The 26,249-nt window shown below is 65.2% G+C and carries 33 protein-coding genes; 14 read left to right on the top strand and 19 right to left on the bottom strand.

The annotated features are described in order from the left end of the window. Positions 1-36: 36 nt before the first annotated feature. Entirely contained in the window at positions 37-408 is a 372-nt protein-coding gene (locus ABZ677_RS10050) for a VOC family protein (protein ID WP_358368876.1), read from the bottom strand. A gap of 62 nt (positions 409-470) precedes the next feature. Here ABZ677_RS10050 and ABZ677_RS10045 point away from each other — a divergent pair, with 62 nt between their 5' ends. After that, positions 471-905, top strand: coding sequence for a MarR family transcriptional regulator (locus tag ABZ677_RS10045; RefSeq protein ID WP_037195145.1), 435 nt, complete (start codon positions 471-473; stop codon positions 903-905). Positions 906-907: 2 nt separating this feature from the next. On the opposite strand, the gene ABZ677_RS10040 is transcribed toward ABZ677_RS10045, so the two are convergent. From ABZ677_RS10040 to ABZ677_RS10030, 3 genes are read right to left on the bottom strand one after another with little or no spacing between them, the layout of a single operon-like run. After that, on the bottom strand, positions 908-1,717 hold the full coding sequence (locus tag ABZ677_RS10040) for an alpha/beta hydrolase (protein WP_358368872.1): 810 nt from the start codon (positions 1,715-1,717) through the stop codon (positions 908-910). Between the two features lie 13 nt (positions 1,718-1,730). Then, a complete protein-coding gene (locus tag ABZ677_RS10035; protein ID WP_358368869.1) occupies positions 1,731-2,453 on the bottom strand; it encodes a pirin family protein in 723 nt (240 codons plus the stop codon). Continuing rightward, a complete protein-coding gene (locus ABZ677_RS10030) occupies positions 2,450-2,902 on the bottom strand; it encodes a MarR family transcriptional regulator (RefSeq protein ID WP_037195142.1) in 453 nt (150 codons plus the stop codon). The genes ABZ677_RS10035 and ABZ677_RS10030 overlap by 4 nt, the downstream gene beginning before the upstream one ends. Before the next feature lie 85 nt (positions 2,903-2,987). On the opposite strand from ABZ677_RS10030, the gene ABZ677_RS10025 reads away from it, so the two are divergent. Continuing rightward, positions 2,988-3,479, top strand: a complete 492-nt coding sequence (locus ABZ677_RS10025) for a VOC family protein (RefSeq protein WP_094634970.1) — start codon at positions 2,988-2,990, stop codon at positions 3,477-3,479. Positions 3,480-3,514: 35 nt separating this feature from the next. Continuing rightward, positions 3,515-4,297, top strand: coding sequence for a pirin family protein (locus tag ABZ677_RS10020; RefSeq protein WP_358368865.1), 783 nt, complete (start codon positions 3,515-3,517; stop codon positions 4,295-4,297). Positions 4,298-4,303: 6 nt separating this feature from the next. Here ABZ677_RS10020 and ABZ677_RS10015 read toward each other — a convergent pair whose 3' ends face one another. Further along, positions 4,304-5,107 carry an SDR family oxidoreductase gene (locus ABZ677_RS10015; protein ID WP_358368863.1) on the bottom strand — a complete coding sequence of 268 codons (804 nt, stop codon included), beginning with the start codon at positions 5,105-5,107 and terminating at the stop codon, positions 4,304-4,306. 113 nt (positions 5,108-5,220) lie between these two features. Here ABZ677_RS10015 and ABZ677_RS10010 point away from each other — a divergent pair, with 113 nt between their 5' ends. Next, complete coding sequence (locus tag ABZ677_RS10010) at positions 5,221-5,943, top strand: ABC transporter ATP-binding protein (RefSeq protein ID WP_358369176.1); 723 nt, start codon at positions 5,221-5,223, stop codon at positions 5,941-5,943. Further along, positions 5,940-7,523 (top strand): ABC transporter permease, encoded by a 1,584-nt coding sequence (locus ABZ677_RS10005; RefSeq protein WP_094740417.1) that lies wholly within the window; start codon positions 5,940-5,942, stop codon positions 7,521-7,523. Before ABZ677_RS10010 ends, ABZ677_RS10005 begins: the two co-directional genes overlap by 4 nt. On the opposite strand, the gene ABZ677_RS10000 is transcribed toward ABZ677_RS10005, so the two are convergent. Both ABZ677_RS10000 and ABZ677_RS09995 read right to left on the bottom strand, forming a co-directional pair. Next, positions 7,515-8,075, bottom strand: a complete 561-nt coding sequence (locus tag ABZ677_RS10000; RefSeq protein WP_037195126.1) for a sugar O-acetyltransferase — start codon at positions 8,073-8,075, stop codon at positions 7,515-7,517. The two genes, ABZ677_RS10005 and ABZ677_RS10000, sit on opposite strands and share 9 nt — an antisense overlap. A 10-nt stretch (positions 8,076-8,085) precedes the next feature. Beyond that, entirely contained in the window at positions 8,086-8,592 is a 507-nt protein-coding gene (locus ABZ677_RS09995) for a GNAT family N-acetyltransferase (RefSeq protein WP_358368860.1), read from the bottom strand. Positions 8,593-8,624: 32 nt separating this feature from the next. Here ABZ677_RS09995 and ABZ677_RS09990 point away from each other — a divergent pair, with 32 nt between their 5' ends. Both ABZ677_RS09990 and ABZ677_RS09985 read left to right on the top strand, forming a co-directional pair. Next, positions 8,625-9,575: a D-2-hydroxyacid dehydrogenase gene (locus tag ABZ677_RS09990; protein ID WP_358368857.1), complete on the top strand. Its 951-nt coding sequence runs from the start codon at positions 8,625-8,627 to the stop codon at positions 9,573-9,575. Positions 9,576-9,628: 53 nt separating this feature from the next. Next, entirely contained in the window at positions 9,629-10,072 is a 444-nt protein-coding gene (locus tag ABZ677_RS09985; RefSeq protein ID WP_358368854.1) for an SRPBCC family protein, read from the top strand. Here ABZ677_RS09985 and ABZ677_RS09980 read toward each other — a convergent pair. The 5 genes from ABZ677_RS09980 to ABZ677_RS09960 all read right to left on the bottom strand — a co-directional run bounded on the left by ABZ677_RS09980 (position 10,069) and on the right by ABZ677_RS09960 (position 15,416). After that, on the bottom strand, positions 10,069-11,319 hold the full coding sequence (locus ABZ677_RS09980; RefSeq protein ID WP_094634976.1) for an Nramp family divalent metal transporter: 1,251 nt from the start codon (positions 11,317-11,319) through the stop codon (positions 10,069-10,071). The two genes, ABZ677_RS09985 and ABZ677_RS09980, sit on opposite strands and share 4 nt — an antisense overlap. 87 nt (positions 11,320-11,406) lie before the next feature. After that, positions 11,407-12,033, bottom strand: a complete 627-nt coding sequence (locus ABZ677_RS09975; protein ID WP_094634977.1) for a hypothetical protein — start codon at positions 12,031-12,033, stop codon at positions 11,407-11,409. A 94-nt stretch (positions 12,034-12,127) separates the two neighbouring features. Then, on the bottom strand, positions 12,128-13,372 hold the full coding sequence (locus ABZ677_RS09970) for a molybdopterin-dependent oxidoreductase (RefSeq protein ID WP_358369173.1): 1,245 nt from the start codon (positions 13,370-13,372) through the stop codon (positions 12,128-12,130). Between the two features lie 311 nt (positions 13,373-13,683). Beyond that, positions 13,684-14,523, bottom strand: a complete 840-nt coding sequence (locus tag ABZ677_RS09965) for a DUF692 domain-containing protein (protein ID WP_358368850.1) — start codon at positions 14,521-14,523, stop codon at positions 13,684-13,686. Next, positions 14,520-15,416 carry a TIGR04222 domain-containing membrane protein gene (locus tag ABZ677_RS09960; protein WP_358368847.1) on the bottom strand — a complete coding sequence of 299 codons (897 nt, stop codon included), beginning with the start codon at positions 15,414-15,416 and terminating at the stop codon, positions 14,520-14,522. The genes ABZ677_RS09965 and ABZ677_RS09960 overlap by 4 nt, the downstream gene beginning before the upstream one ends. A 171-nt stretch (positions 15,417-15,587) precedes the next feature. On the opposite strand from ABZ677_RS09960, the gene ABZ677_RS09955 reads away from it, so the two are divergent. The 3 genes from ABZ677_RS09955 to ABZ677_RS09945 are packed head-to-tail and all read left to right on the top strand — an operon-like array spanning position 15,588 to position 19,228. Further along, a complete protein-coding gene (locus tag ABZ677_RS09955; RefSeq protein ID WP_358368844.1) occupies positions 15,588-16,871 on the top strand; it encodes an HNH endonuclease signature motif containing protein in 1,284 nt (427 codons plus the stop codon). A 60-nt stretch (positions 16,872-16,931) separates the two neighbouring features. Further along, positions 16,932-18,230: a lipase family protein gene (locus tag ABZ677_RS09950; RefSeq protein WP_358368841.1), complete on the top strand. Its 1,299-nt coding sequence runs from the start codon at positions 16,932-16,934 to the stop codon at positions 18,228-18,230. A 14-nt stretch (positions 18,231-18,244) separates the two neighbouring features. Beyond that, positions 18,245-19,228, top strand: coding sequence for an endonuclease/exonuclease/phosphatase family protein (locus ABZ677_RS09945; protein WP_358368839.1), 984 nt, complete (start codon positions 18,245-18,247; stop codon positions 19,226-19,228). On the opposite strand, the gene ABZ677_RS09940 is transcribed toward ABZ677_RS09945, so the two are convergent. The 7 genes from ABZ677_RS09940 to ABZ677_RS09910 are packed head-to-tail and all read right to left on the bottom strand — an operon-like array spanning position 19,221 to position 21,970. Then, entirely contained in the window at positions 19,221-19,799 is a 579-nt protein-coding gene (locus ABZ677_RS09940) for a hypothetical protein (protein ID WP_052048059.1), read from the bottom strand. The two genes, ABZ677_RS09945 and ABZ677_RS09940, sit on opposite strands and share 8 nt — an antisense overlap. Continuing rightward, positions 19,796-20,338 carry a DUF6286 domain-containing protein gene (locus ABZ677_RS09935; RefSeq protein ID WP_094634981.1) on the bottom strand — a complete coding sequence of 181 codons (543 nt, stop codon included), beginning with the start codon at positions 20,336-20,338 and terminating at the stop codon, positions 19,796-19,798. Before ABZ677_RS09935 ends, ABZ677_RS09940 begins: the two co-directional genes overlap by 4 nt. Continuing rightward, positions 20,335-20,715 carry an Asp23/Gls24 family envelope stress response protein gene (locus tag ABZ677_RS09930; protein ID WP_358368837.1) on the bottom strand — a complete coding sequence of 127 codons (381 nt, stop codon included), beginning with the start codon at positions 20,713-20,715 and terminating at the stop codon, positions 20,335-20,337. Before ABZ677_RS09930 ends, ABZ677_RS09935 begins: the two co-directional genes overlap by 4 nt. Further along, entirely contained in the window at positions 20,708-20,887 is a 180-nt protein-coding gene (locus ABZ677_RS09925; protein ID WP_027495126.1) for a hypothetical protein, read from the bottom strand. The genes ABZ677_RS09930 and ABZ677_RS09925 overlap by 8 nt, the downstream gene beginning before the upstream one ends. A 15-nt stretch (positions 20,888-20,902) precedes the next feature. Further along, complete coding sequence (locus ABZ677_RS09920) at positions 20,903-21,187, bottom strand: hypothetical protein (protein ID WP_358368833.1); 285 nt, start codon at positions 21,185-21,187, stop codon at positions 20,903-20,905. A gap of 4 nt (positions 21,188-21,191) precedes the next feature. Then, positions 21,192-21,467 carry an Asp23/Gls24 family envelope stress response protein gene (locus tag ABZ677_RS09915; protein WP_037195611.1) on the bottom strand — a complete coding sequence of 92 codons (276 nt, stop codon included), beginning with the start codon at positions 21,465-21,467 and terminating at the stop codon, positions 21,192-21,194. Between the two features lie 11 nt (positions 21,468-21,478). Continuing rightward, on the bottom strand, positions 21,479-21,970 hold the full coding sequence (locus tag ABZ677_RS09910; protein ID WP_358368830.1) for an Asp23/Gls24 family envelope stress response protein: 492 nt from the start codon (positions 21,968-21,970) through the stop codon (positions 21,479-21,481). A 119-nt stretch (positions 21,971-22,089) separates the two neighbouring features. Between ABZ677_RS09910 and ABZ677_RS09905 the strand changes: the two genes are divergently transcribed. Genes ABZ677_RS09905 through ABZ677_RS09890 form a run of 4 tightly spaced genes read left to right on the top strand, consistent with a single transcriptional unit; the run spans position 22,090 to position 26,246 of the window. Beyond that, positions 22,090-22,647 carry a sigma-70 family RNA polymerase sigma factor gene (locus ABZ677_RS09905; protein WP_052064936.1) on the top strand — a complete coding sequence of 186 codons (558 nt, stop codon included), beginning with the start codon at positions 22,090-22,092 and terminating at the stop codon, positions 22,645-22,647. Further along, positions 22,632-23,090 carry a hypothetical protein gene (locus tag ABZ677_RS09900; protein ID WP_358368827.1) on the top strand — a complete coding sequence of 153 codons (459 nt, stop codon included), beginning with the start codon at positions 22,632-22,634 and terminating at the stop codon, positions 23,088-23,090. The genes ABZ677_RS09905 and ABZ677_RS09900 overlap by 16 nt, the downstream gene beginning before the upstream one ends. Before the next feature lie 28 nt (positions 23,091-23,118). After that, complete coding sequence (locus ABZ677_RS09895; RefSeq protein WP_358368824.1) at positions 23,119-25,572, top strand: sensor histidine kinase KdpD; 2,454 nt, start codon at positions 23,119-23,121, stop codon at positions 25,570-25,572. Then, positions 25,569-26,246: a response regulator gene (locus tag ABZ677_RS09890; protein ID WP_358368821.1), complete on the top strand. Its 678-nt coding sequence runs from the start codon at positions 25,569-25,571 to the stop codon at positions 26,244-26,246. The genes ABZ677_RS09895 and ABZ677_RS09890 overlap by 4 nt, the downstream gene beginning before the upstream one ends. Positions 26,247-26,249 lie beyond the last annotated feature (3 nt).

Genomic DNA, 26,249 nt, shown 5'->3' with positions numbered 1-26,249 from the left:
ACCCGAAAGAAATATTTCGCAATAGTTCTTTCGGAACTAGCTGCTGTGCACGGTCACGGCATATCCGTCCGGGTCTTGCAGGACGAAGGTCTTTCCGAAGGGGCCGTCGAAGGGTGCGGTCAGGATGGTCACGCCGGCGGCGACCAGTGACTCGTGCAGCGCCTCGGCGTCTGCGCAGACGAGCCACAGCGCAACCCCGAGGCCGGGCTGTCCGCTGTCGAGATCGGTGCCGGGAGCGGGATTCCGGACAGCGAAAGGAATGGGCGAGGTTGTGAACACCACCGCGCCGGGGGGTGCCTGGGGTGCGCGGACCAGGCCGAGCCGGCTTTCGTAGAAGTCTGCGCTGGCGGCGAGGTCGCGTACTTGCAAGGAGAGGAAGCTCGGTCCGGAGACGGTAGCGGTGGTCATGGTGGATCCTTTCGTCGGGTTGTCAAGAACTTGACGAGACAAAGGTATGTCAAGATGTTGACATGAGTCAAGTGGACCTCGACACCTCGATCGGCTACGCCCTCAAGCGGGCCACATCCGCCCTGCGTTCGGCGATGGACGATCGCCTACGCGAACTCGACATCACCGTCTCGCAGTACTCCAGCCTCGAACTCCTCGCGCACAAGCCGGGATTGTCCAACGCCGAGCTCGCTCGCGCGGTGTTCGTCAGCAGGCAGGCCACCCATCAGCTGCTGGCCGGGCTCACGCGAGACGGCCTGGTGGAGATCGAGGGCACCGGTCGAGATCAACGCCTGCACGTGACGGCACGGGGAATCGAACGACTGCGGCAAGCGTCGGCCGCAGTGGCCGACGTCGAACGTGACATGATCGCGTCGCTCTCCACTCAGGAGCGAGAAGTGTTGCATCGCAATCTGGTTGCCTGCGCTCAGGCGTTGGATGGGCACAGGCAGCCGTGACCTCACTCGATCGAGTCGAGGAACTCCATCATCGCCGTGTCGAACTCTTTCGGCCGGTCCATGTTCGCAGCGTGCCCGCATTTTTCCAGCACTACCGATCGACCGCGGGGATTGTTGTCGACGGACTCGGAAGCGTGTGCAGCAGGCCAGAACTGGCTCTCACGCCCGGCAACCATCAGGTACGGCTTGTCGGTGCCCGCGATGGTCGAGCGCCAGTCCTGCGCAGCATGATCGGCCAGCAGAGCCTTCATCGGCGGGGTGTCGGGCGATGCAATCTTCGGAATCGCACGTAGTTCGAGCACGAGCTTCAGCAGCGACGGCACGGACTTCCACTTGGGCAGGCCGTGTCCGGTATCGGGTATCCCGTTGTCGAAGAATGTCGTTCGGTTCTCTTCGGTGAGACCGTAGAAGCCGTTCTTCCAGTCGGAGCTGTTCACCATCTTCGGAGTCTGATCGACCGACACGATGGCTCGCACGTGCTCGGTGCCGAATTGCGAGATGTACGACCAGACGGTGCTCGCCCCCATCGATCCGCCGATCAGGACGACGTCCGTGACGCCCACGGCCGCGAGGAGGTTGGCCACATCGCGTCCGTGCCGTTCCATGGACGCCCCGTGTGTCGGTGCCTCCGAGGCACCGTGTCCTCGTCGATCGAGCGCCAGAAGGCGATATCCGGCATTCACCAACGCTTTCTGCTGCAGCACCCAGGTGGTCGCCGGCGCGCAGAACCCGGCGATGAGGACCACGACAGGGCCTGCGCCCTCGTCGAGGTAGTTCAGGGTGACGGCATCGTCGGTGGCGATGGTCGGCATGGTCGAAACTCCCTCAGGCGAAGGTGGCGTGCATTTCCCAGATCATGATTTCGCTCGCGGTCGATGCTGTCACACGGTGTCCGCCGGTGGAGCTCAGTCGCACCGCGTCACCTTGGGCGAGATCGCCGATGTCCTCGAACGCCGCCGAACCGTCGGCAACGAAGACATGACCGAACGGCGCGTCGGGAACGGTGATCGACTGTCCCGGCTGGAGTCGCGCAACATGCAGTGCCGCAAAGCGATTGCCGATGCGTATTCCGTTTCGGTCGGGCATTCCCGATGCCACACAGACCAGCTCGCCGGATGCCAACTCGTCGCGCACGTCCAGTTCGTCGTACGAGGGCACCCGTCCGTCGGCATCCGGCGGAATCCACATCTGCACGACGCGGAGCTTGTCGCGGCTGGTCAGGCTCGACGCGTTGCGTTCGGTGTGGCGAATGCCGGTGCCCGCACTCATGCGTTGGATCAGCCCGGGGCGGATCAGCCCGCTGTTGCCCTCGGAATCGGTGTGTTCGAGCGTGCCGTCGAGCACCCAGGTGAGGATCTCCATGTTCCGGTGCTCGTGAGAGTCGAACCCTTCACCGGGAAAGACGGTGTCCTCGTTGTGCACCATCAGCAGCCCGTGCGCGTTCGCCGCCAGGTCGTAGTTGCCGGTGGCGGGGAAGGACTGTTTGGAGTCGAGCCATTCGTTCCACCAGTGGTGCCGCTGCTCGCCGGGAATGTACGTGAGGGTCACGACGCGTGGTTCCGCATTGCCGAGAAGGTGCGGGTGAGGGCCGCGAGATCCTTCGGGTCCACCAGGTCGAACATGTTCTCCCGTACCGCTGCGGCGTGCCCTGGACTGGCCTCGGCGAGCGTGCTGAGGCCGGCCTCGGTGAGTTCGGCGGACATGCCCCGTTTGTCGTCGTCGCATTTGACGCGCCGAACCCAACCGCACTCCACCAACCGGCTGATGGCCCTCGTCACGCCGCTGCGCGTCGTGGTGACGGCGTCGGCGAGTTCGCTCATGCGGCGTCGGCGATCGGGCGCTTCGGAGAGCACCACCAGCAGCTCGAAGTCGGTGAACGAGATACCGGAGTCACGCGTGAGCTGGTTGTCGAGATCACGAAGCAGCAGCCGCGTCGCGTCGAGGTATGCGCGCCAGGCCAGCTGTTCGTCCTGGCCGAGCCACCGTGGGGATTCCATGAACCCATAGTAGTTGACAACGCAACTACTCGGTGTACTGTTCTTGGTAGTTGACGAAGCAACTACTTGACCGAAGGGTAGAGCGATGACCGAGGCAGATCAGCACACCATCGAGCGTGACCGCATCCGCGCCCAGCACCTGAAGCCGGCAGGCGAACGGCCTGCTTCCTCAGCCCGCGGACTCCATCACACCGCGTTGGTCAGCAGCGACGTCGAAGCGACGGTTCGCTTCTATCAGGACGTACTCGAGTTCCCGCTAACCGAGCTCATCGAGAACCGCGACTACCCAGGCTCTTCGCACTTCTTCTTCGATATCGGCAACAGCAACCTGTTGGCATTCTTCGACTTCCCCGGACTCGACGTCGGACCGTATGCAGAGGTGCTCGGCGGCCTCCATCACGTGGCGATCAGTGTCGAGCCCACCAGGTGGGAACACCTGCGTACCAAGCTGATCGACGCCGGAGTCGAACTGATCGAGCACAGCGAGGTCTCGCTGTACTTCCGTGACCCCGATGGTGCGCGCCTCGAGCTGATCGCCGATCCACTCGGTGAGATGTACGGCTCGCACGTTCTGTAGTCATCCACTCACTCGACGATTCGAGGGCACACGTAATGACCTCTGCAGCAGCTCAACTCGACGTCCGGCGAGCCGACGACCGTTTCAAGACGCGGATCGGCTGGCTCGACTCCAAGCACTCCTTCTCTTTCGGCAACCACTTCGATCGTGCCAACACCCACCACGGCGTCCTGATGGTCAACAACGACGACATCGTCACCCCCGGGCAGGGATTCGACACCCACCCACACCGTGACATGGAGATCGTGACCTGGGTTCTGCAGGGTTCGCTGGTGCACCAGGATTCGATGGGTCATTCCGGCGTCATCTACCCCGGTCTCGCGCAGCGCATGAGTGCGGGCACGGGAATCCTGCACTCGGAGAAGAACGACTCGTGGCGACTCGGTGAGACCGCCGGGTCGTACTCGGGCAAACACGGTGATCCGGTTCGGTTCGTCCAGATGTGGGTCGTCCCGGACGAACAGGGCATCACCCCGGGCTACGAGCAGCTCGAGATCGACAGCGAATTGCTCAGTGGTGGTTTGGTTCCTGTGGCATCAGGGATGGCTCGTCACGTCGACCACGCGGCGATCCGTATCAAGAACAAGTACGCCGCCATGCACGCCGCACGTCTGCAGCCAGGACAAGCCCCAGTCGATGTTCCCGACGCGCCGTTCGTGCACATCTTCGTCGCCGAGGGCGAAGCGATGCTCGAAGGTGTCGGTGCACTCGCCGAAGGTGACGCCGTGCGGATCTCCGGAGGCGGCGGGCAAAAGCTGAGCACCGTCACCGGAGCCGAAGTGATCGTGTGGGAGATGCACGCCGCGATCGCCGGGTGACGTCGGCTATCGCTTCAGGCCGAACATCTTCGCAATCGTCTTCTCCATGAAGGTCGCCGGGAGCAACCGCCGCGCCATGAACACGACCGGTGCGTTGCTTCCCTTGGCGTACAACGGTTTCGGCTTGTCGGCCTCGATGGCCTTCAGCACCACCTCCGCGACATCCTCGGCGGAGATGCCGGTTCCCTCCTTGCGATCCAGGGACGAAATCGCGGTGTGGAAGTCGTCTCGGTGTACCGAATCCGGTGCGATGTACTTGGTTCGCCGCTCACTGATCCCGGTGTTGATCGACCCCGGCTCGACGGTGGTCATCCACACCCCGAAGGGTGAAAGTTCCAGGCGCGCCGCGTCGGAGAAGCCCTTGATAGCGGCCTTCGTCGAGGCATAGGACGAGCGGTAGGCGAGCGGGAAGCTCGCCAGCATCGACCCGACCATCACGATGCGGCCGTATCCGCGCTCGCGCATACCGGGAATGACGTTCTGCGACAGCGTCACTGCGCCGAAGACGTTCAACTGGAACAGTCGCTCGATGGCGTCGGTCGGCAGCTCCTCGAACGGCCCGGACTGACTCTCACCGGCGTTGTTGACCAGGACGTCGACGTCACCGAGATCGGCGACGAAGGTACGGATCGAGTCGGCATCGGTGAGGTCGAGAGCGCGATACTCGACGCCGGAGGCGCGTTGCGCATCGGTCATCGAGGCCGGATTGCGGGAGGTGCCGATCACTCGGTACCCCCGGGCGACGAGCGCCTGCGCGACCGCGCGTCCGATACCCGACGAAGCTCCGGTGACCACTGCCGTGCGATTCATGCCCAGATGGTACCGGGACGGACGATTCGTACCGGATGACGAACGAGTCCATACCGGTTAGTCTGTTACCCGTGCAAACGAATTCTGCTGCCCTGCTGATCGAGCACCTCTGCATGGCCTTCGGCCCCAAGGTTGCCGTCGACGACCTGTCGCTGATGGTTCCACCCGGGTCGATGTTCGGCCTCGTCGGCCCGAACGGCGCAGGAAAGACGACGTGTCTGTCCATGGCGGTCGGTCTGCTCAGGCCACAGTACGGACGAAGTCTGGTGTTCGGACGAGACGTCTGGGCCGATCCCATCGCCGCGAAAGAGCTACTCGGAGTACTGCCCGACGGACTCGCTCTGCCATCCCAGTTCACCGGCCACGAGCTCCTGACGTATTTCGGACGACTGCGCGCGATGCCCGAGGACGTCATCGCGCAGCGTCGAGACGAGCTGTTGAACGCGTTGGATCTCGCCGACGCCGGCGGAACCGTCATCGCCGACTACTCCGCGGGCATGACCAAGAAGATCGGACTGGCCTCGGCGCTGCTGCACGGACCCCGACTGCTGGTGCTGGACGAGCCCTTCGAGGCGGTCGACCCCATCTCCTCCACCACCATTCGCAACATTCTGGTCCAGTTCGTCAGATCCAGCGGGTCCGTGATTCTGTCGAGCCACGTGATGGCCCTCGTCGAGCAACTCTGCACCCACGTCGGCGTCATCACCGGCGGCCGCGTCGTGGCGGTCGGAACGGTGGACGAGGTCCGCGCCGGCGGAAGCCTCGACGACGCCTTCGTTCGCCTCGTCGGTACTCGCGAGCAGAACCCCGACGGTCTGTCCTGGATGCGCTCGTGACGTCCCTCGGTCGCACCGCGCTGCAGATGCGAATCACGCTCTACCGCAGACAGTTCAAGGGCGGGCAAGCAGTGGTGAAGACCGTGTTCGGGTTGTTGGGCCTGGTCTTCGCCGTCGTGGCATGTGTGTTGTCTGCGCGCAGTGGAGCCTCGCAGGTGTTGGTCGGTGGCACCGTGAGCCTCGGGCTGACACTGATGGGTCTGAGCTGGGTACTGTTTCCGGTGCTCTCGGGGATCTCCGACGACAACATCCAGCCCCGCCACTTCCAGATGCTGTCGGTGGAACCCGCACGCCTGGCGCGGGCGTTGTTGACCACGTCGGCGTACGGCATGGTGGTGCCGTTGACGGCCATCGCAACCGCGTCGATTCCGATCTATGCCGTGTCCCGTTCTCTTGCAACGCTTCCGCTTGCCCTGGTGGCCTGGCCTGCGACCGTCGTTCTCTTCGTGACGCTGTCCAGGGTGGTCACCGTGGCGATGTCTCAGCTCTTGAAGAGTCGGCGCAGTCGAGAGTTCGCTCTGCTCGCGTTCGGTGCGGTGTTCGGCGGCCTGTACTTCCTGCAGTTCCCCATCACCCAGAACTTCTCTCGGGTGCTGTCGGGTGAAGTGACATGGCCGTTGACGCTGGCACATTCGATTCCGTTCAGCTGGGGAATCACCGGAGTCGATGCTGCGCTCGACGGTAATTGGCCGACGGCGATCGGCGCAGTGGCGGGACTGCTGCTGCTCGATGCCGTCTTGGTGTGGTCGTGGCAACGACTCGTGCTGCGGCTCTTCGAGGGACGGGTGTCCGCCTCGTACGGCGCGTCGCGCAAGCAGATGGCAGCGAACGGCCACAACGGCGATACCGGCTGGCGTGCAACCCGTGTCGGCGCGGTGGTGACGCGCGAGCTGTCCCTGTGGCGCGGCGATATGCGTCGTCGAAGCCAGCTCTTGTCGGTCCTCATCTTCACGGTGCTCGGAGGCGTCGGTCCGTTGGTGACCGACTCGATTCCGTTCAGTGCCGCATGGGGTGCCTGGATGGTGATCTTCATGGCGATGGGCGCGGGCTCGAACCTGTACGGCCTCGACGGTGGTTCGATGTGGCACCTGGTGATGATTCCGCAGGCTCTGCGCGACGACGTTCGCGGTCGACAGATCGCATGGCTGATGGTCGCTGCACCGTTTGCGATCGTGTCCACGGCGGTCGTCCGAGTGTTCGGCGATCTCGGACTCGACCGGCTGGCGGTCCCCGTCTCGGTGACGTTGTCGATGCTCGGCGTCAGCGCTGGGCTCATCGTCGTGATCTCGGTTCGTGCCGCCTATCCGGTCCCCGAACCCACCAAGGCCTTCTCGCTGAACACCCGAGGGTCGTTCAACGGAGGGTCGTTCGCGTTGGTCCTGCTGTCGATGGTCGTGCTCGCAGTATCGGTGGTACCCGGTCTGCTGCTGGCACTACTGCTCCCCGGTGCCTTCGCGTATCTGTCCGTTCCCGTGGCCGCGGCGATCGGGTGGCTGGGGATGTGGTGGGGTGCGAGGATTGCCGTCGACACGCTCGTCGGTGACTCCGACAAGATCTTGCACGACGTGATCTCACGGTAGAGCGCGGATTGCCCGACACGGGTTACCGGCTGCGAAGGTGTGCGACGGCACGTCGCGGGTGACGACGCTGCCTGCACCGATCACCGAGTTGTCGCCGATCGTGACTCCCGGGCAGACGATGACCCCGCCGCCCAGCCACACGTTGTTCCCTATGGTGATGGGAAGCGCGCTCTCCCACCGTGTTCGGCGCGCCTCGTGATCCTCCATGGGGTGCAGCGCCGTCAGCAGTTGTGCTCGTGGCCCGATCGATACATCGTCACCGATGGTGATGGGGGCGCAGTCCAACAGGATTGCGTCGTAGTTGAGGAAAGTATTCGACCCGATGGAAATGTATGTGCCGTAATCGCATTGGAACCTGGGCATGATCCACGAATCCTCTCCGATGGATCCGAGCAGCTCGCTGAGCAGTTCACGCCTTTCTGCGTTCCGGTCTGCCGCGGTCGCGTTGAACCGGTCGAGCAGCTTCCCGCACGACACCCGGGACGCCACCAGGTCGGGGTCACTGTCTCGGTAGAGTTCGCCGCGCAGCATACGATCTCGGTTCTCGCCCATGGACGAGAGACTACCGATCGGTCGACTTCTCGAACAGGGCAACGCTGAACCACGAACTGCCGTCGGCGAACTCGCGGCGGCCGACGTAGCTGAACCCCTGATTCATGTAATAACTGCGCAACGCACCGTTGGTCTCGGCGCAGTCCAGACGCAGCAGCGAGCGTCCTTCCCGACGAGTCTGCTCCGACGCCCAGTCGAGCACCAACGTACCGAGTCCGGTGCCCGCCTCCCTTCTGTCGATCACCAATCCGTGTACGTAGCAGGCCGGTTCGTCGCGCTCGGTCCAGATGATCGGATCGGATCCGATCAAGCGTAGTGCTGCGACTAGCGGGCCGCGAGGATCGCGTCGGGCGACGTGGAACTCTCCTGCCTCGATCTGCGCAGCGACCGTGGTGAGGGGCACCTCGCGTGGCGTCCACTGATCGATGCCCCGAGCGAACAGCCAGTCCTCGGCGGCGTGCCGGAGGCCGAGTATCGTTGCCGCGTCGGCGGCAGATGCAAGTTCTACGGTGAGCACGGTGTCATCGTACGGAGGTGGCGAGTCCTGTGGTGAACGTGCTTGTGGTCGAGAATGGTTCGGACCGAAGGTCGTTCCCGGCGATCGATGGAGTCGACTTCCGAAGCTGCTCGACGGGTGAACTCGCCGATGTCGTGTCGTGGGCCGAGGTGCTGCTGTTTCGGACCTTCGAGACCGCCGATCTGCGGGCCGTCTGGCCCGATGCCGAGAACCTTCGCTGGATCCACGCGTCGAGTGCCGGCGTCGATCGACTGCTGGATCCGGTTCTGCGCGAGGGCCCGTGGATGCTGACGAACTCCGGCGGAATCCTCGACCGGGCCATCGCCGAGTATGTCGCAGCCGGCATTCTGGCGTCGGTCAAGAAGTTGCCCCGCGCGCTTGCTCGGCAGCGCGATCGAGTCTGGGAGCACAGAGTCACCAGCGGAATTCATGGTCGCGCCGCTCTCGTCGTCGGTCCCGGTTCCATCGGACGCGAGATCGGCCGGGTACTCGGCGCGCTCGGGATGCGCGTCGACGCCGCCGCAACGTCCGAGCGGGCGGGCGATGCGGAGTTCTCGCGAATCCGAAACGTCCGACAGTTGCCGACGTATGCAGGCGAATACGACGTGATCGTGCTGGCGACACCCTTGACCGACGCCACGCGCGGACTCGTCGACGCGGAGGTGCTGGCGGCCATGCGGTCCGATTCGGGCCTGGTCAACATCGCCCGCGGACCCGTCGTCGACGAACACGCCCTGTGTGACGCCCTGGGATCCGGCAGCATCGGGTGGGCGGTGTTGGACGTGTTCGAGGTCGAACCACTGCCGGAAACGAGCCCGCTGTGGGGCATGGACAACGTCATCCTGACCGCGCATCTGGCGGGCGACGCCGACGACTTCGCCGAGCGTCTGTGGGCGCTGTTCGAGGACAACCTGCAGCGATATGTCCGCGGTTCGGCACTGGTCAACGTCGTGGACATGCGGTTGGGTTACGTACGCCGCTGATACGGACCGCGAAAGTATGCGTAACACTGCGTAGCGTGTACTAGGCTGCGCTGGTGCGTGAAATAAATCGTTCGGCCGTGGCGTCGACCAGTCGCGACGCGGCGTTCGCCTACATGGACGACTTCAGGAACGTCCCGCAGTGGATGTTCGGCATCACCCGGTTCGAGCCGAAGAGCGACATCCTGTCCGGTCTCGGTGCCACGTACGACGCGACGATGCAGATCGGCCCGAAGGCCCTCACCTCCGTTGTGCACGTGACCGAATGGGTCCACAACGAGAGGCTCACACTCGAATCGGTCGAGGGCCTGTCCAACTCGTCCACGTGGTCGTTCTCCGATACGGCAGACGGCGGTACCCGTCTGGACGTGGTGTTCCGCTACAGCCTGCCCGGCGGCATCGCGGGCAAGGTGCTCGGCGCTGTGGTCGAACCCGTAGTGGGTCAAGCGATCAAGCACACGGAGTCGACACTGCGTTCCCGCCTGGAAGAGGCCGACTAGTACACGTACTTGTCGAGTGCATCCAGTACCTGGTCGACGGCGAGCCACGCGAACAGGAATGCGCAGACACCGAGCGTGAGGTTGGTGAACCAGCCGTTGCGCCACTGCCGCGGCACACGGTCGCTGTTGAGCAGAATCAACAGCGTCACCGCCAGGAACGGCATGAACACCGCCCCGAGGACGCCGTACGTGAGCACGAGCCCGATCGGTTGGTCCAGCCACAGCAGCGCCATGGGCGGGAACGTCAGCCACGCGACGTACCAGCGGAAGTACTTGCCGCCCACTCGCGTTTCCGGGTGACCCTGTTCGAGGCCCTTCAGATTGCCGACGAAGTCCGCGAACATCAGGCTCACGCCGTTCCACACCCCGATCAGCGACGAGAACGACGCCGACCAGAATCCGATGAGGAACACGTAGCCGAACACCGTGCCGTAGCGGTCGGCAAGTACGTCGGAGAGTTGGATCAACCCTTGATCGCCGGTGGAGATCGCGATCTGCGACGAGTACAGCAGTTCGGCACCGACGATGAGCATCGCGAGGACGAAGATGCCGGAGATGACGTAGGCCATCGAATTGTCGATGCGCATGACACGCATGAATTTCGGTGTGATCCAGCCTTTCTCGCGTAGCCAGTAGCCGTATGCGGCGAGCGTGATGGTGCCACCGACGCCACCGGCGAGGCCGAGGACGTACACGATCGAGCCGTCGGGAATGGTGGGGACGATGCCCTTGACGATCGCGGGAACGTTCGGAACCGCCACCACTGCAGCGCCGATCACGGTGACGAACATGATCCCGACGAAGACGGTGATGATCTTCTCGAAGAATCCGTAGCTGCCCAGCCAGATCAACGCGAACCCGAGGAGCCCGGATGCGATGGCGACGACCTTGAGATCCAGTGCCGGGAACAGTGCGACGATCGGTAACGCGCTCGACGACATCGCTGCCGCCCCGTAGACGAATCCCCAGATCACGATGTACGGCGCGAAATACACCGTCGTCCATCTACCCAGCGAACGCCAGCCCTGGAAGATCGTGTTGCCCGACGCCAACGTGTAGCGGCCGGCACCTTCCACCAGAACGACTTTCATGACGACGCCGACGATGATGACCCAGAGCAGTGCGTAGCCGTAGCGCGAGCCGGCCACCAACGTGGCGACGAGGTCGGCGGCCCCGATGCCGGTTGCGGCGACCACCAGTCCGGGGCCGACCACCTTCCATTTCGGAGGTGCAGTGGTCTCGGTCATCGGTTCTCCTCGCGTGCCGGCGGGTGCTCAGTGACCTGTCTCACTCTTTACGAAACGCATGGTCTCTGGCAAGTCGGCGCGGCGCGACTAGGAGATCGTCGTGGTGCAGACGACGAATTGCCTTGATTCGTAGGCGAATCCACCTTCGGGGCATTCGTTGGGATCGGCGGTACCGGTTTTGATCTCGGTGACCTGTTCGACGTCGGTCGCACTGGGGTCGCTGCAGTCGACTCGTGATGGCTCGTCCATCCCCATGGTGGGGACGCTCATGCAGCCGTCGACAACCCAGTCGACGTCGAGGCACAGAGCGCCCTGCTCGACCCCGTCGAGCGTTTCGTAGTAGGTCTGATTCACGTCGGTGGGGCACTGCTCGTTCTGCTCGGCCTTGGCGATGACCTTGTAGTTCGATTCCATGCTGCCGCATTCGGCGTTCTCGATGGTGGCGGCCGTCATCGTCCCGCCGAGCTGGACGCATTGACCGATCTCGACATCGATGTCGGTGGAGCCGCCGGCGTCGATGCCCTCTTGGCCCGAGACGTCGTCGGTCGTGCTGGGAGCGGTGGACGTCGAGGAGGCTGTGGTGGTATCTGCGGCGACCGCGTTGCCGGCTTCGGACGACGAACAGCCTGCGGCGAACAGCAGAGTGAGAGCTGCACCTGCGGCGAGGAGGCCTCTGGACAAAGCAAGCATGGCGACATGACCTTCGGAACTCATCCAGGCGAGGGCAGACCCTCGTCGGCAACCCCGCGGGCCACCGAAGAAAGATTCTTTACCATTCGCAGGGGTTTGAAAAGCGCACAGCTGGAAGTCACGAACGGAACACGATGCCGGCGACCCATTTGGTGTTGTGGACGCCCGGGAGGGCAGGAACGATCACGCGCGCGGGAAATCCGTGATCGAGCGAGAGATCGACACCGTTGACCTTCAAGGCCAGCAACGAGTCCGGATGCGCCGCTTGATTTCCCTGCAGCACCGCACGGGTGAAGGCTCCGTTCTGCTCCAGCGAGCTCACCTCGGCCGAGCGCGGTGCGGGGACGCCTGCCAGCGCGGCGAGTTCGGCCAACGGGACGCCGGTCCACGTCTGCGTGGTGGACCATCCTTCGACGCACGCGATCGGAAGTTCGGCAGTGCGCTGCGGCATCGACAGCAGCCTGCCTCGGGTCAACACGATCGGGACGGCGTCCTCGGCTGCGCTGCTGATCGTCAGTTGCCAGTCGGCTCCGGTCTGCGCCTCGGTGATCCCTGCGGCTTCGGCCGTTCGGTTGATCTGGAAGTCGTTGGGGCCATCACCGTAGGAGCGTCCGCGGGGTAGTAGAATCGCTGCCTTGCGCAGCACTCCCCCGAGCGTCTGTCCCACCGTCAGCACGGCGATGAAACCCATTCCGGCAGCGACCAATCCGATGGCACCGCGTCGACTCATGGTCGACGGAGGGTTGTCGTCGGTCTGCTGGTCCGGCGCTTCGTTGCGGGCGCGCAGAACGTCCATCAGCGACTCGGACCGCAGGGTGCGCCACATCAGCGGGACCTTGAGACCCAGGTGGACCAGAAATCCGGAGATGAACACCCAGGCACCGAAGTAGTGAGCGGCGTAGAAGTCGAAACCGAACACGTAGTCGTACTGGATGTTGAGAACACCGGTGACGATCTCGAACAGCAATCCACCGACCAGTGCCAACAGCGACAGTCGTTCGAGCGCATGTGCAGGCGATCGAACCGGCGGCAGTTCGACGAGCTTGGGCATCACCGACCACAGTTTGGCGATGACGAGCGGCACGATGATCAGCCCGAGCCCGACGTGCAGGCCCTGCGTGAGTTGGTACAGCCAGGCAGGGTCGGTTGGCCAGTCGAAGTACGGCAACCGCAGCCACCCCACGGCACCGGGTTTGGCCTGGTCGAACTGCGGCCCGTAGGCGCTGTACGAGAGCAACCCCGTCACCGTGACGATCGGCAGCGCAACGAGAAGCACCGCACCGAACAGCGACGTCAACCACGTCCCGCGCAGCGGACTGCGAAAGCGCACGAGAGAGTTGCGGGCTTCGGCCATGTAGGGCATTCGCTGCCCAGGCAGTCCCGGATGTGTCGCGTCCAACTCCCCTGCCCGACGCATCGCCTCGTAGAAGGCTTTCGCATCGGCGGCGGTGGACGTCTTGGGTCGGTCGGACGCCCATCGGTCGAACAGCTCGTCGTACCTCTCCCCCAGCGCCGACGGCACCGCCGGGTACCGAGCCGCGACCTCGGCTGCCCGCTTGCGCAGCAGAGCTGTTCGGGTGGCGTCGATGGTGGCCGAATCGAACCCCGGGGGCAGCGGGTCTCCCGCGACGAGTGCGCGGATCAGCTCCTTCTGTCGTCGCGCCAAGTTCTCGTTCACGTGGTCCGGCCCAGCAGCCGGTTCGGGGTGATTCGTGTCAGGCCGGCGGAATCGGAGATCGCATCGAGTTCGTCGAACAGCTCGTGTTCGGGCGGGTAATGGCCGTCGCGTTCGAGCATCAACGGCGGGCGGTGCCCTGCCGCGGTGAACGTGCGGAGCAGCTCGAGCACTTCCTCCGGTACGGATGCAGTGTGCGTGTCGTGGTAGAAGCCGTCGCGAACGGTGCCACCGGCGATGTGGCAGTAGGCAATTCGTTCCAGGGGCAGTCGTGTCAGTTCGATCCAGGGGTCACGGCGTCGGTTGCGCGCGTTGGCATGGACGTTGGCGATGTCCAACACCAGACACACGCCCGTGCGTTCGACCAGCTCGGTGAGAAACTCGCTCTCGGTGAGCTCGTCGTCCGGCCAATCGAACAGTGCCGCAATGTTTTCCACGGCCAGCGGGACGGAGAGGCCGTCCTGGGTCCGCGTGATGTTGCGAGCCAGCACCGTCAGCGCTTCACGAGTCCGCGGCACCGGTAGCAAGTGACCGGCCTCGATTCCGTCGGCGCGGACGAAGGCGACGTGCTCGCTGACGATCGGTGAGCCGAGCATCGACGCCACCCGTTCCAGGTGCGCAATTCGGTGCGGCTCGACCGGCTCGGCACCGCCCAGGGACAGGGCGATTCCATGAGTGACGACGGGGATGCCCAACGCGGTGAGGCGCTCCGGTGCGTGGTCCCCGATCGATTCGGCGATCACCTCGCAGAACGCGAGACCCGGCAAGTGCGAGATGATCCCGGAAATCTCGGAGCGCCAACCGATTCCGAGGCCCGCAGGCAGGGCATCGATGCTCACCCGCCGCACCCGCCGCCGCAGCCACCACCGCCACCGCCGTCACCGCCACCGCTGTCGCCACTGCTTCCGCTGTCGCCGCCGAATCCGAACGATGCAGCTCCGCCGGCGTGAGCGGATCCGTAGCTCAGCGCGCCCGCCATCGCCGGATCGAGCAGCATCAGTGCTCCCGCTCCGAAGAGCGCGGCCGACATGCCAGCGCGCGACGGACCGTAGGCGGTGAAGGACGGGCGAGAGCGTGGCGAGAGATAGTCGTTTTCGGTGCGGAGGCGTCGAAGTTCGGCATCGCCGAGTGCGGTTCGACGTCGTCGGCGAACTGCGAACGGAAGTGCCACGAGCAGCAGGACGACGATGCCGACGAGGAAGCCGACCGGCTTACCGTTCGCGATGCCTGCAACGATGCGTGCGACCCCGAGGGCTGCGACGAAGAGGATGGGGAACGCTCGGGGCAGCATGGGCTGCGCGGCGGCGCCGTGCATCAAGCCTTCGTCGACGAGAGCGTTGCGCAGCTGCGCACACGAACCGGACATGTTCGTCACCAGCCGGGATCGAACCAAAGGTGCTTTTCCGCTGCCGAGTCGTTCGAGGACGGCGCGCGTGAACCAATCCAGCTGCATGCGCTCGGAATCGGTCAGGGTGCGCCGCCGACTTCCCCGCGAATCGATCACGTCGGCACCGCGCAGGATTGCCAACGACGCCATCACCGCCTGGTCGTCGCTGGTGAGCGCCCCGACCTCGGGTGGGGTGAGGACTCGTCCGGTCGGCGATGCCGAAGCGGACCGATGTGCAGCGAGCCGGTTACTCACCAGCGTCAGGGCCACTGCGAGGACGGCTGCGAGCAGATACCACCGCAGGAACTCCGCGCCGGCAATGCCCCAGGTGTCGGTACTCTCCACGGCTGCACCACCCTTCGGTCGGAACCAGCATCTGGTGTCAGTATCGGGCCCACCGGCCAGAAAGCAAGCCCGAGACGTCCCCGCGGGGACGCGTCGAACCCCGTCGAGAAGTTCTTGTCGGTGCCCCACCGTACGGTTCGTCGAACATGTATTCGATGAATGGGGGCGTTCATGATCGACATGGCCGAGACGGGATCCGCGGCGGGGCGGATCGAGACGAGAGAGATCGAAACCGAGATATGCGCTCTGGCCGGTCAGATCGCTGCGGCGTCGGCGCAGTATCTGATCTTGGTGGGTGAGTTCGATGTGCGACGCGGATGGGCGGGCTGGGAAGTGCGGTCGTGTGCGCACTGGTTGTCCTGGCGTGCGGGAGTCGACCTGCACACGGCCCGTGAGCAGGTGCGGGTTGCCAAAGCGATGCGAGAGTTGCCGCTGATCACCTCGGCGTACCTGAGCGGCACGGTCTCGTACTCGAAGGTACGGGCGATGACGCGGGTGGCGACGGCCGAGAACGAGGCGTCGCTGCTGCAGAAGGCGCTCGATGCTCCCGCCGCACATATCGAACGGCTCTGCCGTGGTCTGAAGAAGGCGATGCGTCCCACTCGGCAGAACGGTGTGGACCGAGATCCGTGCGTCGGACGGTGGCGCTGGGACGAGGACGACGGCTCGCTCGTGCTGACGGCGCGCTTTCGGCCCGAGGACGGTAAACGGATCATGGCTGCATTGACCAGGGCGGAGTACGAACGCACCCGCACGGAAGAGGAAAGCGGCGCAGATCGGGCCGCCCCCGCGCCCATCGATCCGGTGCCGGCGATCATCGCCATGGCCGAGATGGTCTGCGCTGCGCTGGATTCGCCGGTTGTCTCACCGGCAGCGGAAGTGTTGGTCCACATCGGCAACAGTGCCGAAGCCGGATGCGATCACGCCCATTTCGACGACGGCCCGGGTCTGGACGACGAAACGTTGGCTCAGGTGCTGTGCTCCGCAGTCATGCGGACGGTCGGTCACGGCCGCCTCGGCAAGACCGTGCGTTGGAGTGCCACTGCCAAGGCTCCGAGCCGAACCCAGTTGCGTCAGTTGATCATTCGCGACCGATGCTGCGCGGTGCCGGGATGCGGCCGTACCCGCTTCATGCATGCGCATCATGTCACCTATCGGTCACGCGGTGGTGAGACCACACTCGACAACCTGGTCCTGCTGTGCGGCGAACACCATCGAGCGCTGCACGACGGTTACTTCTTCATCGAAGCCCGTGGAGATCAACGCTTCTCGTTTCGTCATCCGTCGGGAACCGAGGTCATCCACGCTCCCGCGATGTCGGGAGACGCCGACGAGATGAGGCGACGGTACGGCGGCATCGCGCCCGACGCCATCGTCCCGAACTGGGGTGGTGAAGGCCTCGACCTCAGCTACGCGACCGATGTCCTGATCACCAATTGGCAGCAGGCTGCATGAAATGGGGTCGTCGAGGGCAAGTTAGTGTGACGGCGAGACTCGGACAAGAAGCGGTGGCACATGAGCGTCGACAGATCATTGGGGGATGAACAGCCCTGGCCGGTGGAACGAGCACCGAGCCGGAGCGACGCGACCAGGCCCGAGGACGACCCTTTCTACACTGCGCCCGAGGGGTACGAAGCAGCTCTACCGGGCACGATTCTCAAGGTGCGGCCGGTCGAGGTCGCGATGTTCGGTCGCGTGCGCCAGCGAGTCGACGCCTGGCAGCTGCTGTATCGCACCGCTGATCTCGGTGGTTTTCCGCAGGCCAGCGTTACGACTGTGCTGCGCCCGCGGGATACCCAGCCGGTGTTGCTGTCGTATCAGTGTGCGATCGACGGCGTCGCATCCTCGTGTTTCCCGTCCTATGCGCTTCGGCGTGGCTCGCGGGCGTTCGGTACGGTTCCGCAGTTCGAGTTCCTGCTGGTACTGCACGCCCTGCGCCGTGGTTGGACCATCTCGATCCCGGACCACGAGGGTCCCGACGGTCATTGGGGTTCGCCGCAGGAACCCGGGTTCTGCACGCTCGACGCCGTTCGCGCGGCGCTGTCGTTCGAGCCGCTGGAACTGCATTCGACCACGCCGGTAGCGCTGTGGGGCTACTCGGGCGGCGGGCTCGCGACATCCTGGGCGGCGGAGATGGCGCCGGAATACGCTCCGGAGATCGAAGTGGTCGGTGCCGCCCTCGGCTCGCCCGTCGGAGATCCCGGTTCGGCGTTCACCAGGCTTAACGCGACGTTCCATTCGGCGTTGCCGACACTGGTGGTTGCGGGTCTGCGACGCACCTATCCCGAGCTGGACCGGGTCATTCGCCAGTACGTCAACGAGGACGGAATGCGCATTCTCGATTCCGTCGAGAACATGACGACCGTCCGCGCTGTCACCCGCCTCGCGCGGCACGATCTGGACCGCTACATCGACGTTCCGTTGGCAGACTTGCTGGCTCTGCCCGAGATCGTGCAGGTGTTCCAGGACATTCAGCCGGGCCGAACGGCTCCGACGGCACCGCTTCTGGTCGTTCAGTCGGTGCACGATCAGATCATTGCCGTCGACGACGTGGACGGGCAGGTGGATCGGTACATCGAGGCCGGTGCCCACGTGACCTATCTACGAGATCGGCTGAGCGAACACCTGTCGCTGCACCCGCTCAGCGCGCCGCTGACACTGGACTGGCTGGCCGATCGATTCGCCGGCCTGCCGGTCGAGGAACCGTCGACGCGAACGGTGTGGTCCACAGCGTTCTCGCTCTCTGCGGTGCGCGGGTTGTTGTCGCTGACCTGGACAACCATCACAGCGTTGGTCGTCGGCATCCGGGCGTAGCTACTCTCGGGCTGATGCGACGAACCTGGATACGAATACTCACCGGCACGATCGCCATTCTGGGCATCGTCACCGGGCTCGTGGCGATGGGCGTCTACTACACCGACACCCGGGTCAACGTGCTGATCGCGCTCGCGTCGTTCGCTCCGTTGATGTTCGTCGCCGTCGTGGTCGGTGCCCTGGTGGCGTTGATCGGTCGACGCTGGGTTCTGGCAGGAGTCTCCGCGCTGGTGCTCGCTGCAGGCGCATTCGCGTACGCACCGCTCTACGTTGCGGACGCGGCACCCGAGGACGGGACGAGCTCCGACGGCGTACGACTGCGCGTGATGCAGGCGAATCTGATGATCGGGCTGGCCGATCCGACTGTCGTGGTCGGGCAGGCCCGCGACAGCGCCGTCGATGTCGTCACGATTCAGGAATTGACCGATGCGTCGGTGATCGGCCTGCGCGACGCCGGCATGGAAGAGCTCTTTCCCTACCGCTACCTCCAGCCGCACGTGACAGGCGGCGGTGGGGCCGGAATCTACAGCCGATTCCCGATCTCGGACAACCGTGAGCTCGACGGTTACGGCCCGGTGAATCTCGCCACCGAGGTCGAGATCCCCGGTTCCGAGCCGGTCACGCTGCTGGCCGTGCATCCCGGTCCCGCCTACATCACCCCGGCCGATATTTGGACCGCCGAATTGGACACGCTCCGAGACGATTTGGAGGCAGCGGCGGGCAGTGGTCCGGTGATCGTCAGCGGCGATTTCAACACGACGTACTCGCACAAGAAGTTCCGCAACCTGCTCGATGCCGGATATTCCGACGCCGCAGCGCAATTGGGGAGGGGACTGATTCCCACGTATCCCACGGACAAGGGGACGCCCGCTGTCGTCGGGATCGACCACATCCTCACCAACACCGGTCACGCTCGGTCCTTGGAGCGAATCGATCTCCCCGGATCGGACCACCATGGGTTGATCGGGGAGATCGAGTTCTCCTCGAGCGTCAGCTGACGCGAACGACCTGCTTCCGAGACTTGCCGCATTGCAAGAGGATTCGCACCGCGGCGGGAGTGCCGTCCAGCGACGTCACGATGTCGTTGCGGGTCTGTGCCGCCGCGCTTGCCACCTTGTCGAGTGACGTGACTGCGGGGTCGAGCGTCGCGGTGATCTCGACGACTCTCTGACCACGGTCTGACACCGAACGACCGGTCGCCGAGACGACACCTTCGTGCGCGGCCAGCGACTTGGCGGCGCTTCGAGCAGCGGTTCCCAGGTCGACACTGAGCCGGCCGTCGACATCTGCATCCGCAGTGGACGCGAAAGCGACGGTGCCGACCGAGCGGCGCGGCAAGTGGGCGAGTAGCCACCACAGACCGAGCAGAACGAGGACGATGGCTGCTGCTCCGAGAGCCCAGGGCCACCAGCCTGCGTCGACGGCGGTGTCGACGAAGGCCGCGTCGAGACGTTCGCGGCCGGGAAACTGTCCGCGCTCCCAGGCGATTGCTCCGCCGCCCAGAGCGATCAGGGCAAGGCCGACGACGGCGGTGCTGGTTCGGTCGACCGAAGCGGTGGCGCGTTTCACGATGGTTGTCCTGTCGTTCGCACTCGGGTGCGGACCTTGGGAGCCGACGCGAGTGGGCGGAGGGCGTCGTCCACGGAGGTGACGACGGAGGACTTCAGCTGGGAGGTGTCAGTGCCTGCGACGGTGGACACGGCGACGGTGACCTTCTTGTTGCCGGCCTTGGCGGTCGCAGAATCGACTCCGACGCTGTCGAGAGCGGCGGTGCGGGCAACGGCTGCGACGTCGCCCTTGCGGAGCCAGACGTCCTGCTCGGAGAGGGCGCGGTGGGTGCGCCGACGGGGGCGGATCGCGGCGAAAACCAGAACGAAGCCCACGACGACCGCGGCGATGCCTGCGGGCAGCATCCACTGCTGCGCGGTGAGCCCGTCCAGGTTCGTGGCGGCGGGGCCGACCCACTCGGGGCCGTCGATGGCACCCAGGGCGAGCAGTGCCTCGCGGCCGAGGACCACTCCGGCACCGATGAGGACGAGTGCGAACAGGATTGCGGGTACGGCTGCGGTGGGGTTCGCCACCGGCTTCTTGCCTGCCTTCTCGATCACTGCACTCTCCCTTCTTCATGGGTGGCCTCGGCGGGTACGCATTGGACGGTGACGTCGACACGGTCGACGGTGTAGATGCCCAGCTCGGACAGATCCCGTGCCACGGCGGCACGAACGTCGGCGGCCACCTTCGCCAGCGGCGAGGGCCACGTGACCGCCACCGCTACCCGCGCGCGGACACGGGAGCCGTTGACCGTCACGTCGGCCTTGGGCAGATCGCGCCCACCGAGGACGCGTAGACCCGGCTGAGGTCGGGCGACCGCGTCGGTGCTGCGGGCAGCGAGGACGGCGAGACGCTCGACGGCCTTGTGCTTGATCTCCAGCGATCCGCGTTGACCGGCCTCCCCGAGCGTGTCGGTCGTCACTGTCTCAGTCACGACCGCGACCACGCATGATCGAGTTCAGGTCCAGCTCGCCGTCGATGTAGCGGCCGACGAAGAAGCCGAGGCCGCCGAGAACGATGGCGATGAGGAAGCCGGTGAAGCCGCCTGCCGCTGCGGCGATGGCCAGCAGAAGTCCCACGAACAAACCGATGGTCGCTGTGGTCATGGTCTTGATCTCCACTCAGAGTTCGAAGTAGTTGCGCCTGGTGACGCGTTTGCGGATGCGAGCGATCCGCTTGGGAAGTGTGCGTATCGGGGACGGAATCGAGGACGCGCGGAACGCCGTCGGCGCAGTCGCTGCGTTGGCAGGGGCGGAGGGCAGCACCGCGAACCGTCGGTCGACGGCGGCGAGTTCGGCCATGTACTGCGCCGGATCCCCACCGATGTCGGGGTGGTGTTCGCGTGCCACAGCGCGCCGAGCCGCCTTGTACGCGGCGGCTCGGTCGTGCGCTGCATGCTCGTTCACCTGGTCAGACTCGCACAATGTCCTCGACGGTGACGTGCACGGGCCCGTCGACCATCGTCGCTACTGTGCGCCGCACGGCGTCGGCGGTCTCGCGTACCGCAACCCCGAATTCGAGAGTGACGTGAACCTCGGTTCCGTCCTCCCCGATTCGAATGCCGGCGATCCGGCGTCCGGGCAGGTACGTAGCGGCTTCGCCGAACATGCCTCCGTGCAGGCCGACGACACCGTCGATCGCCAGAACGGCGTCGGCGATGTCCTCGGACCTGTCACGTTCCGTCATGTGCGGATCGGTCACTGCACTCGGGTGGTGGCGGGCTCGGTGGCGGTGTCGTCGTCGTCCGAGCCGTCGTCGAGGTAGATGTCGTGGACGACGATGTTGACCTCGGTGACCTCGAGACCGGTCATGCGCTCGACGGCGTTGATGACGTTGCGACGGATGCCTGCCGCGAGGTCTGCGATCGAGACGCCGTAGTCGGCGACGATGTCGATGTCGACGGCTGCCTGACGCTCGCCGACCTCCACCGAAACGCCCTGCGACTGGTTGACGCGTGCGCCGGGGATGCGCTCACGGAGGGCTCCGATCGCGCGGCTCGCTCCGCCGCCGACGGCATGCACTCCCTGAACCTCACGGGTGGCGATACCGGCGATCTTGGAGACGACGGTGTCGGCAATGGTGGTGCGGCCCTGCGAACTGACGAGCACGGAATCCGACTTGGTGGTGATGTCGGTCTTGCCTTCGCGGGTTGCGGATACGGTTGCCTTGGTGTCCGTCGTGGAGCTCATGAATGCCTCTCTTCGTTGAGTGTCGTGCAGAGTGTGTGTCAGGAGTTGGTCGTAGCTCGATCGCCGAAACGCACGTACCAATAAAGTGAGCTACGTCATAGATTACGTCTGGGGGCTCGATGGAGTGGGTTGATGCATCGGACCGCGTACTCGTCGGCGCAGCCGCGCTCGGCGAGACGGATGCGTTCGAGGAGATCGTTCGGCGCTACGGCCCGGAGATGTTCCGGTATGCGCGGAACATGTTGTCCGATCAAGGTGCAGCCGAGGAGGTGGTGCAGGACGCCTTCGTGGCAGCGTGGAAGGGCCTCGACAACTTCCGAGGTGACTCGGCTCTGCGAACATGGTTGTTCTCGTTGGTCTCGCACAAGGTGATCGATCATCGACGCCGTCGTAGCGTTCCGCCCGCAGAAGATTGGGTATTCGAGCGAAAGAGCACCGGCGCGGGAAGTGATCCCGAGGCGGATGTCGAAGCCGACAGCTTCATGACCGAGCTGGGCACAGCGCTCGCCGAGCTGCCCTACCGGCAGCGGGCCTGCTGGCTGCTTCGCGAGGTGGAAGGCCTGACGCACCCCGAGATCGGGGCGATCATGACCCTGTCCGCCGGAGCAGTACGTGGTCAGTTGACCAGAGCACGAGCAACATTGAGCGAAAGGTTGGCAACATGGCGAACCCACTAGAGCCGGACTCGGTTCTCGCGCGTGCTGCCACCGAACTTCGGGACGCACCGCAGGAACCCAATTGGGTGGACATCAGCGCATCCATCATCACGAAGGTACGCAACACCACCAGACGCACGTGGCCGATCGACAGCGCGTTCCCCTCCGGCTCTACGGCCGGACCGGAGGACTCGCTGCGGGTCAGCGACCACATCGTCAAGACGACGCTTCGCCGTGCGCTGGCAGGCGTGCACGGCGCACAGCCGACCGAGATCGACCTCGATCTCGACGACCACGCCTGCATCGGTCTGTTCGTCGCGGTGATCGGGGTGTACGGCGACGACCTGCAGGCCGCCGGAGACGAGCTGGCGACCATCGCGATCGGTACCGTGTCGGACCTGTTGGGCGTCACCCTCGGGCGCGATGTGGTCGAGATACGCGTCGACGACATCGAGGAGCGCTAGCTGTACCGGCCGGGTGAGGAGACAGGCTGTGGCGGACAGGGGTGAGCTGAGGATCTACCTCGGCGCAGCACCCGGCGTCGGCAAGACCTTCGCCATGCTCGGCGAGGCGCACCGACTGCGCAGCCGGGGCTGCGACGTCGTGGCCGCGGTGGTCGAGACACACGGCCGAGCGCGGACGATCGACGCACTCGACGGCATCGAAGTGCTGCCGATGGCGACCGTGAACTATCGCGGGTCCTCGGCGCAGGAACTCGATCTCGACGCCGTCCTGGCCCGGAAATCGCAGGTGGTGCTCGTCGACGAACTGGCGCACACCAACACCCCGGGGAGCGTGCACGGCAAGCGGTGGCAGGACGTCGAGGTGCTCCTCGACGCGGGTATCGACGTCATCTCCACCCTCAACGTGCAGCACCTCGAATCGCTCAACGACGTGGTGCAGCAGATCACCGGAGTGCCGCAACGGGAGACGGTGCCCGACAGCGTCGTTCGAGCCGCCGACGAGGTCGAGTTGGTCGACATCACCCCCGAGGCGTTGCGCAGTAGGTTGCGGCACGGCAACGTCTACGCCGCCGAGAAGGTCGACGCGGCACTGAGCAACTACTTCCGCGGCGGCAACCTCACCGCTCTGCGCGAGCTCGCGCTGCTGTGGATCGCCGATCAGGTCGACGCGGCACTGGTGAAGTACCGCAAGGACAATCGCATCACCGACACGTGGGAGGCCCGCGAGCGCGTGGTGGTGGCAGTGACCGGCGGCCCGGAATCGGAAACCCTGCTCCGCCGAGCGAGTCGGATCGCCTCGAAGTCCAGTGCAGAGCTGATGGTGCTGCACATCGTCCGCGGTGACGGGCTCATGGGCGTCTCGGCACCGCAGATGGGCTCGGTCCGCACGCTCGCCGCCGGCCTCGGTGCCAGCGTGCACAGCGTCGTCGGTGACGACGTGCCGTCGACCCTGCTCGACTTCGCCCGCGGGGTGAACGCGACCCAGCTGGTGATCGGCACCTCGAGAAGGTCCCGCGCGGCGCGAATCCTGGACGAGGGAATCGGCGCGGCAGTGGTGCAGAACTCGGGAAAGATCGACGTGCACATGGTCACTCACGCCGAGCAGGCTCGGCGACGGGGAGTGCAGGTCGACTCGGGACGGCACCGCATTCTTGCGTGGGTCGCCGCTGTACTGGTGCCCTGCCTGGCCGCGGCAGTGCTGAGCACGGTCGGGCCCGACTTCGACTCGAGCGGCGAGAGCGCCCTGTTCTTCATGGTGGTGCTGTGCGTCGCGCTGCTGGGAGGGGTTGCGCCGGCGGCACTCTCGGCGTTGATCGCGGGCTTCCTGCTGAACTACTTCTTCACCACCCCCAGATACAGCCTCACTATCGCCGAGCCCGACAACTTCGTCGTCACCGTCGTACTGCTTCTCGTCGCCGTCGCCGTCGCAGCCCTCGTCGACGCTGCCGCCCGGCGGACGCGTCAGGCACGCCGGGCGACGCAGGAGGCCGAACTGTTGACGCTGTTCGCCGGCTCGGTGTTGCGCGGCGCGGACCTGACCGCACTGCTCGAACGCGCCCGCGAAACCTACCGACAGAGCGGGGTAGCGCTGTGGGACAACCAGTCCGGATCGATCGTGGGTAGCGCGGGTGCGCAGGCTCCTGTCGATCGAGCCGGGGCGGACACCGAGGTCGACGCAGGCGACTTCACGTTGTTGCTCGTCGGCGAACGCACACACGCGCACGATCGGCGGGTACTCGCCGCAGTGGCCAACCAGGCCGCGGGCATGGTCCGGCAGGCGCGCCTCGCCGAGGAAGCCAGCCGCGCCAACGCTCTCGCCGAGGCCGACGCGTTGCGTCGAGCATTGCTCTCGGCCGTCAGCCACGACCTGCGGACGCCGTTGTCCGCGGTCAAAGCGGCATCCTCGTCGTTGCGCAGCACCGACGTTCAGTTCTCGCCCGAGGACACCGACGAGTTGCTGGCCACCATCGACGAGTCTGCCGATCAGCTGACCGCCCTGGTGAGCAATCTGCTCGACTCCTCGCGGTTGCAGGCCGGTGTGGTGCAGCCGAGCCTGCGGCCTGTGTTCGTCGACGACGTGCTCAGGGGCGCGTTGGTCGGAGCGGACGACCGAGTACGCGTCGAGGTGGGCGATGTCGAGGTACTGGCCGACCCGGGTCTGCTCGAACGGGTGCTCGCGAATCTGGTGAACAACAGTGCCCGCTACGCCCCCGTCGGCGACATCACCGTCAGTGCCGCCGCGCACGGCGAATGGGCGAGTATCTCCGTCGCCGACCACGGACCAGGCATCACCGAGGGAGCCGAGGAGACCATGTTCGACGCGTTCCAGCGCCTCGGGGACCGCGACAATTCGGTGGGCGTCGGGCTCGGGTTGTCGGTGGTGCGGGGATTCGTGCGGGCGATGGGCGGTACCGTCACGGCATCGAACACCGTCGGCGGCGGGCTGACGATGACGGTCGAGTTGAAGGCGGCGAGCAGGTGAAGGTGCGGGTGCTCGTCGTCGACGACGAGCCGCAGATCGTGCGAGCGTTGAGGATCAATCTCAACGTGCGTGGGTTCGAAGTGGTCAGTGCGGCGAGCGGCGGCGAGGCGCTGCGGGTGGCTGCGAACTTCCACCCGGACATCGTGATTCTCGACCTCGGCCTGCCCGACATCGACGGAATCGACGTCATCGCCGGTCTGCGCGGCTGGACCGACGTACCGATCCTCGTGCTCTCGGCGCGAACCGATTCCGCCGACACCGTCGAAGCACTCGACGCCGGTGCCGACGACTTCGTCACCAAGCCGTTCGGCATGGACGAGCTGCTAGCCCGATTGCGCGCAGCCCTGCGCCGTGGACCGCACACCGTCGCCGACCCCGTTGTCGTCACCGAGGACTTCACCGTCGACCTCGCCACGAAAACCGTTGTGCGAGAAGGTGCGAGCGTGCACCTCACCCGTACCGAATGGGGTGTGCTCGAACTACTGGTACGCAACGAGGGCAAGCTGGTGTCGAAGAAGGACATCCTGCGCACCGTCTGGGGGCCCGGCCATGAGCGCGAAACACATTATCTACGAATCTATCTCGGCCAACTGAGGCAGAAGCTCGAACGAGACCCGGCCTCCCCGGTGCATCTGATCACCGAAACCGGTATGGGTTACCGATTCGTGAGTTGACCC

The organism is Rhodococcus sp. NPDC006774, from assembly GCF_040636045.1.
Classification (GTDB): domain Bacteria; phylum Actinomycetota; class Actinomycetes; order Mycobacteriales; family Mycobacteriaceae; genus Rhodococcoides.
Note: the sequence above shows the minus strand (reverse complement) of the source record. Positions and strands in the feature narration are given on the sequence as shown.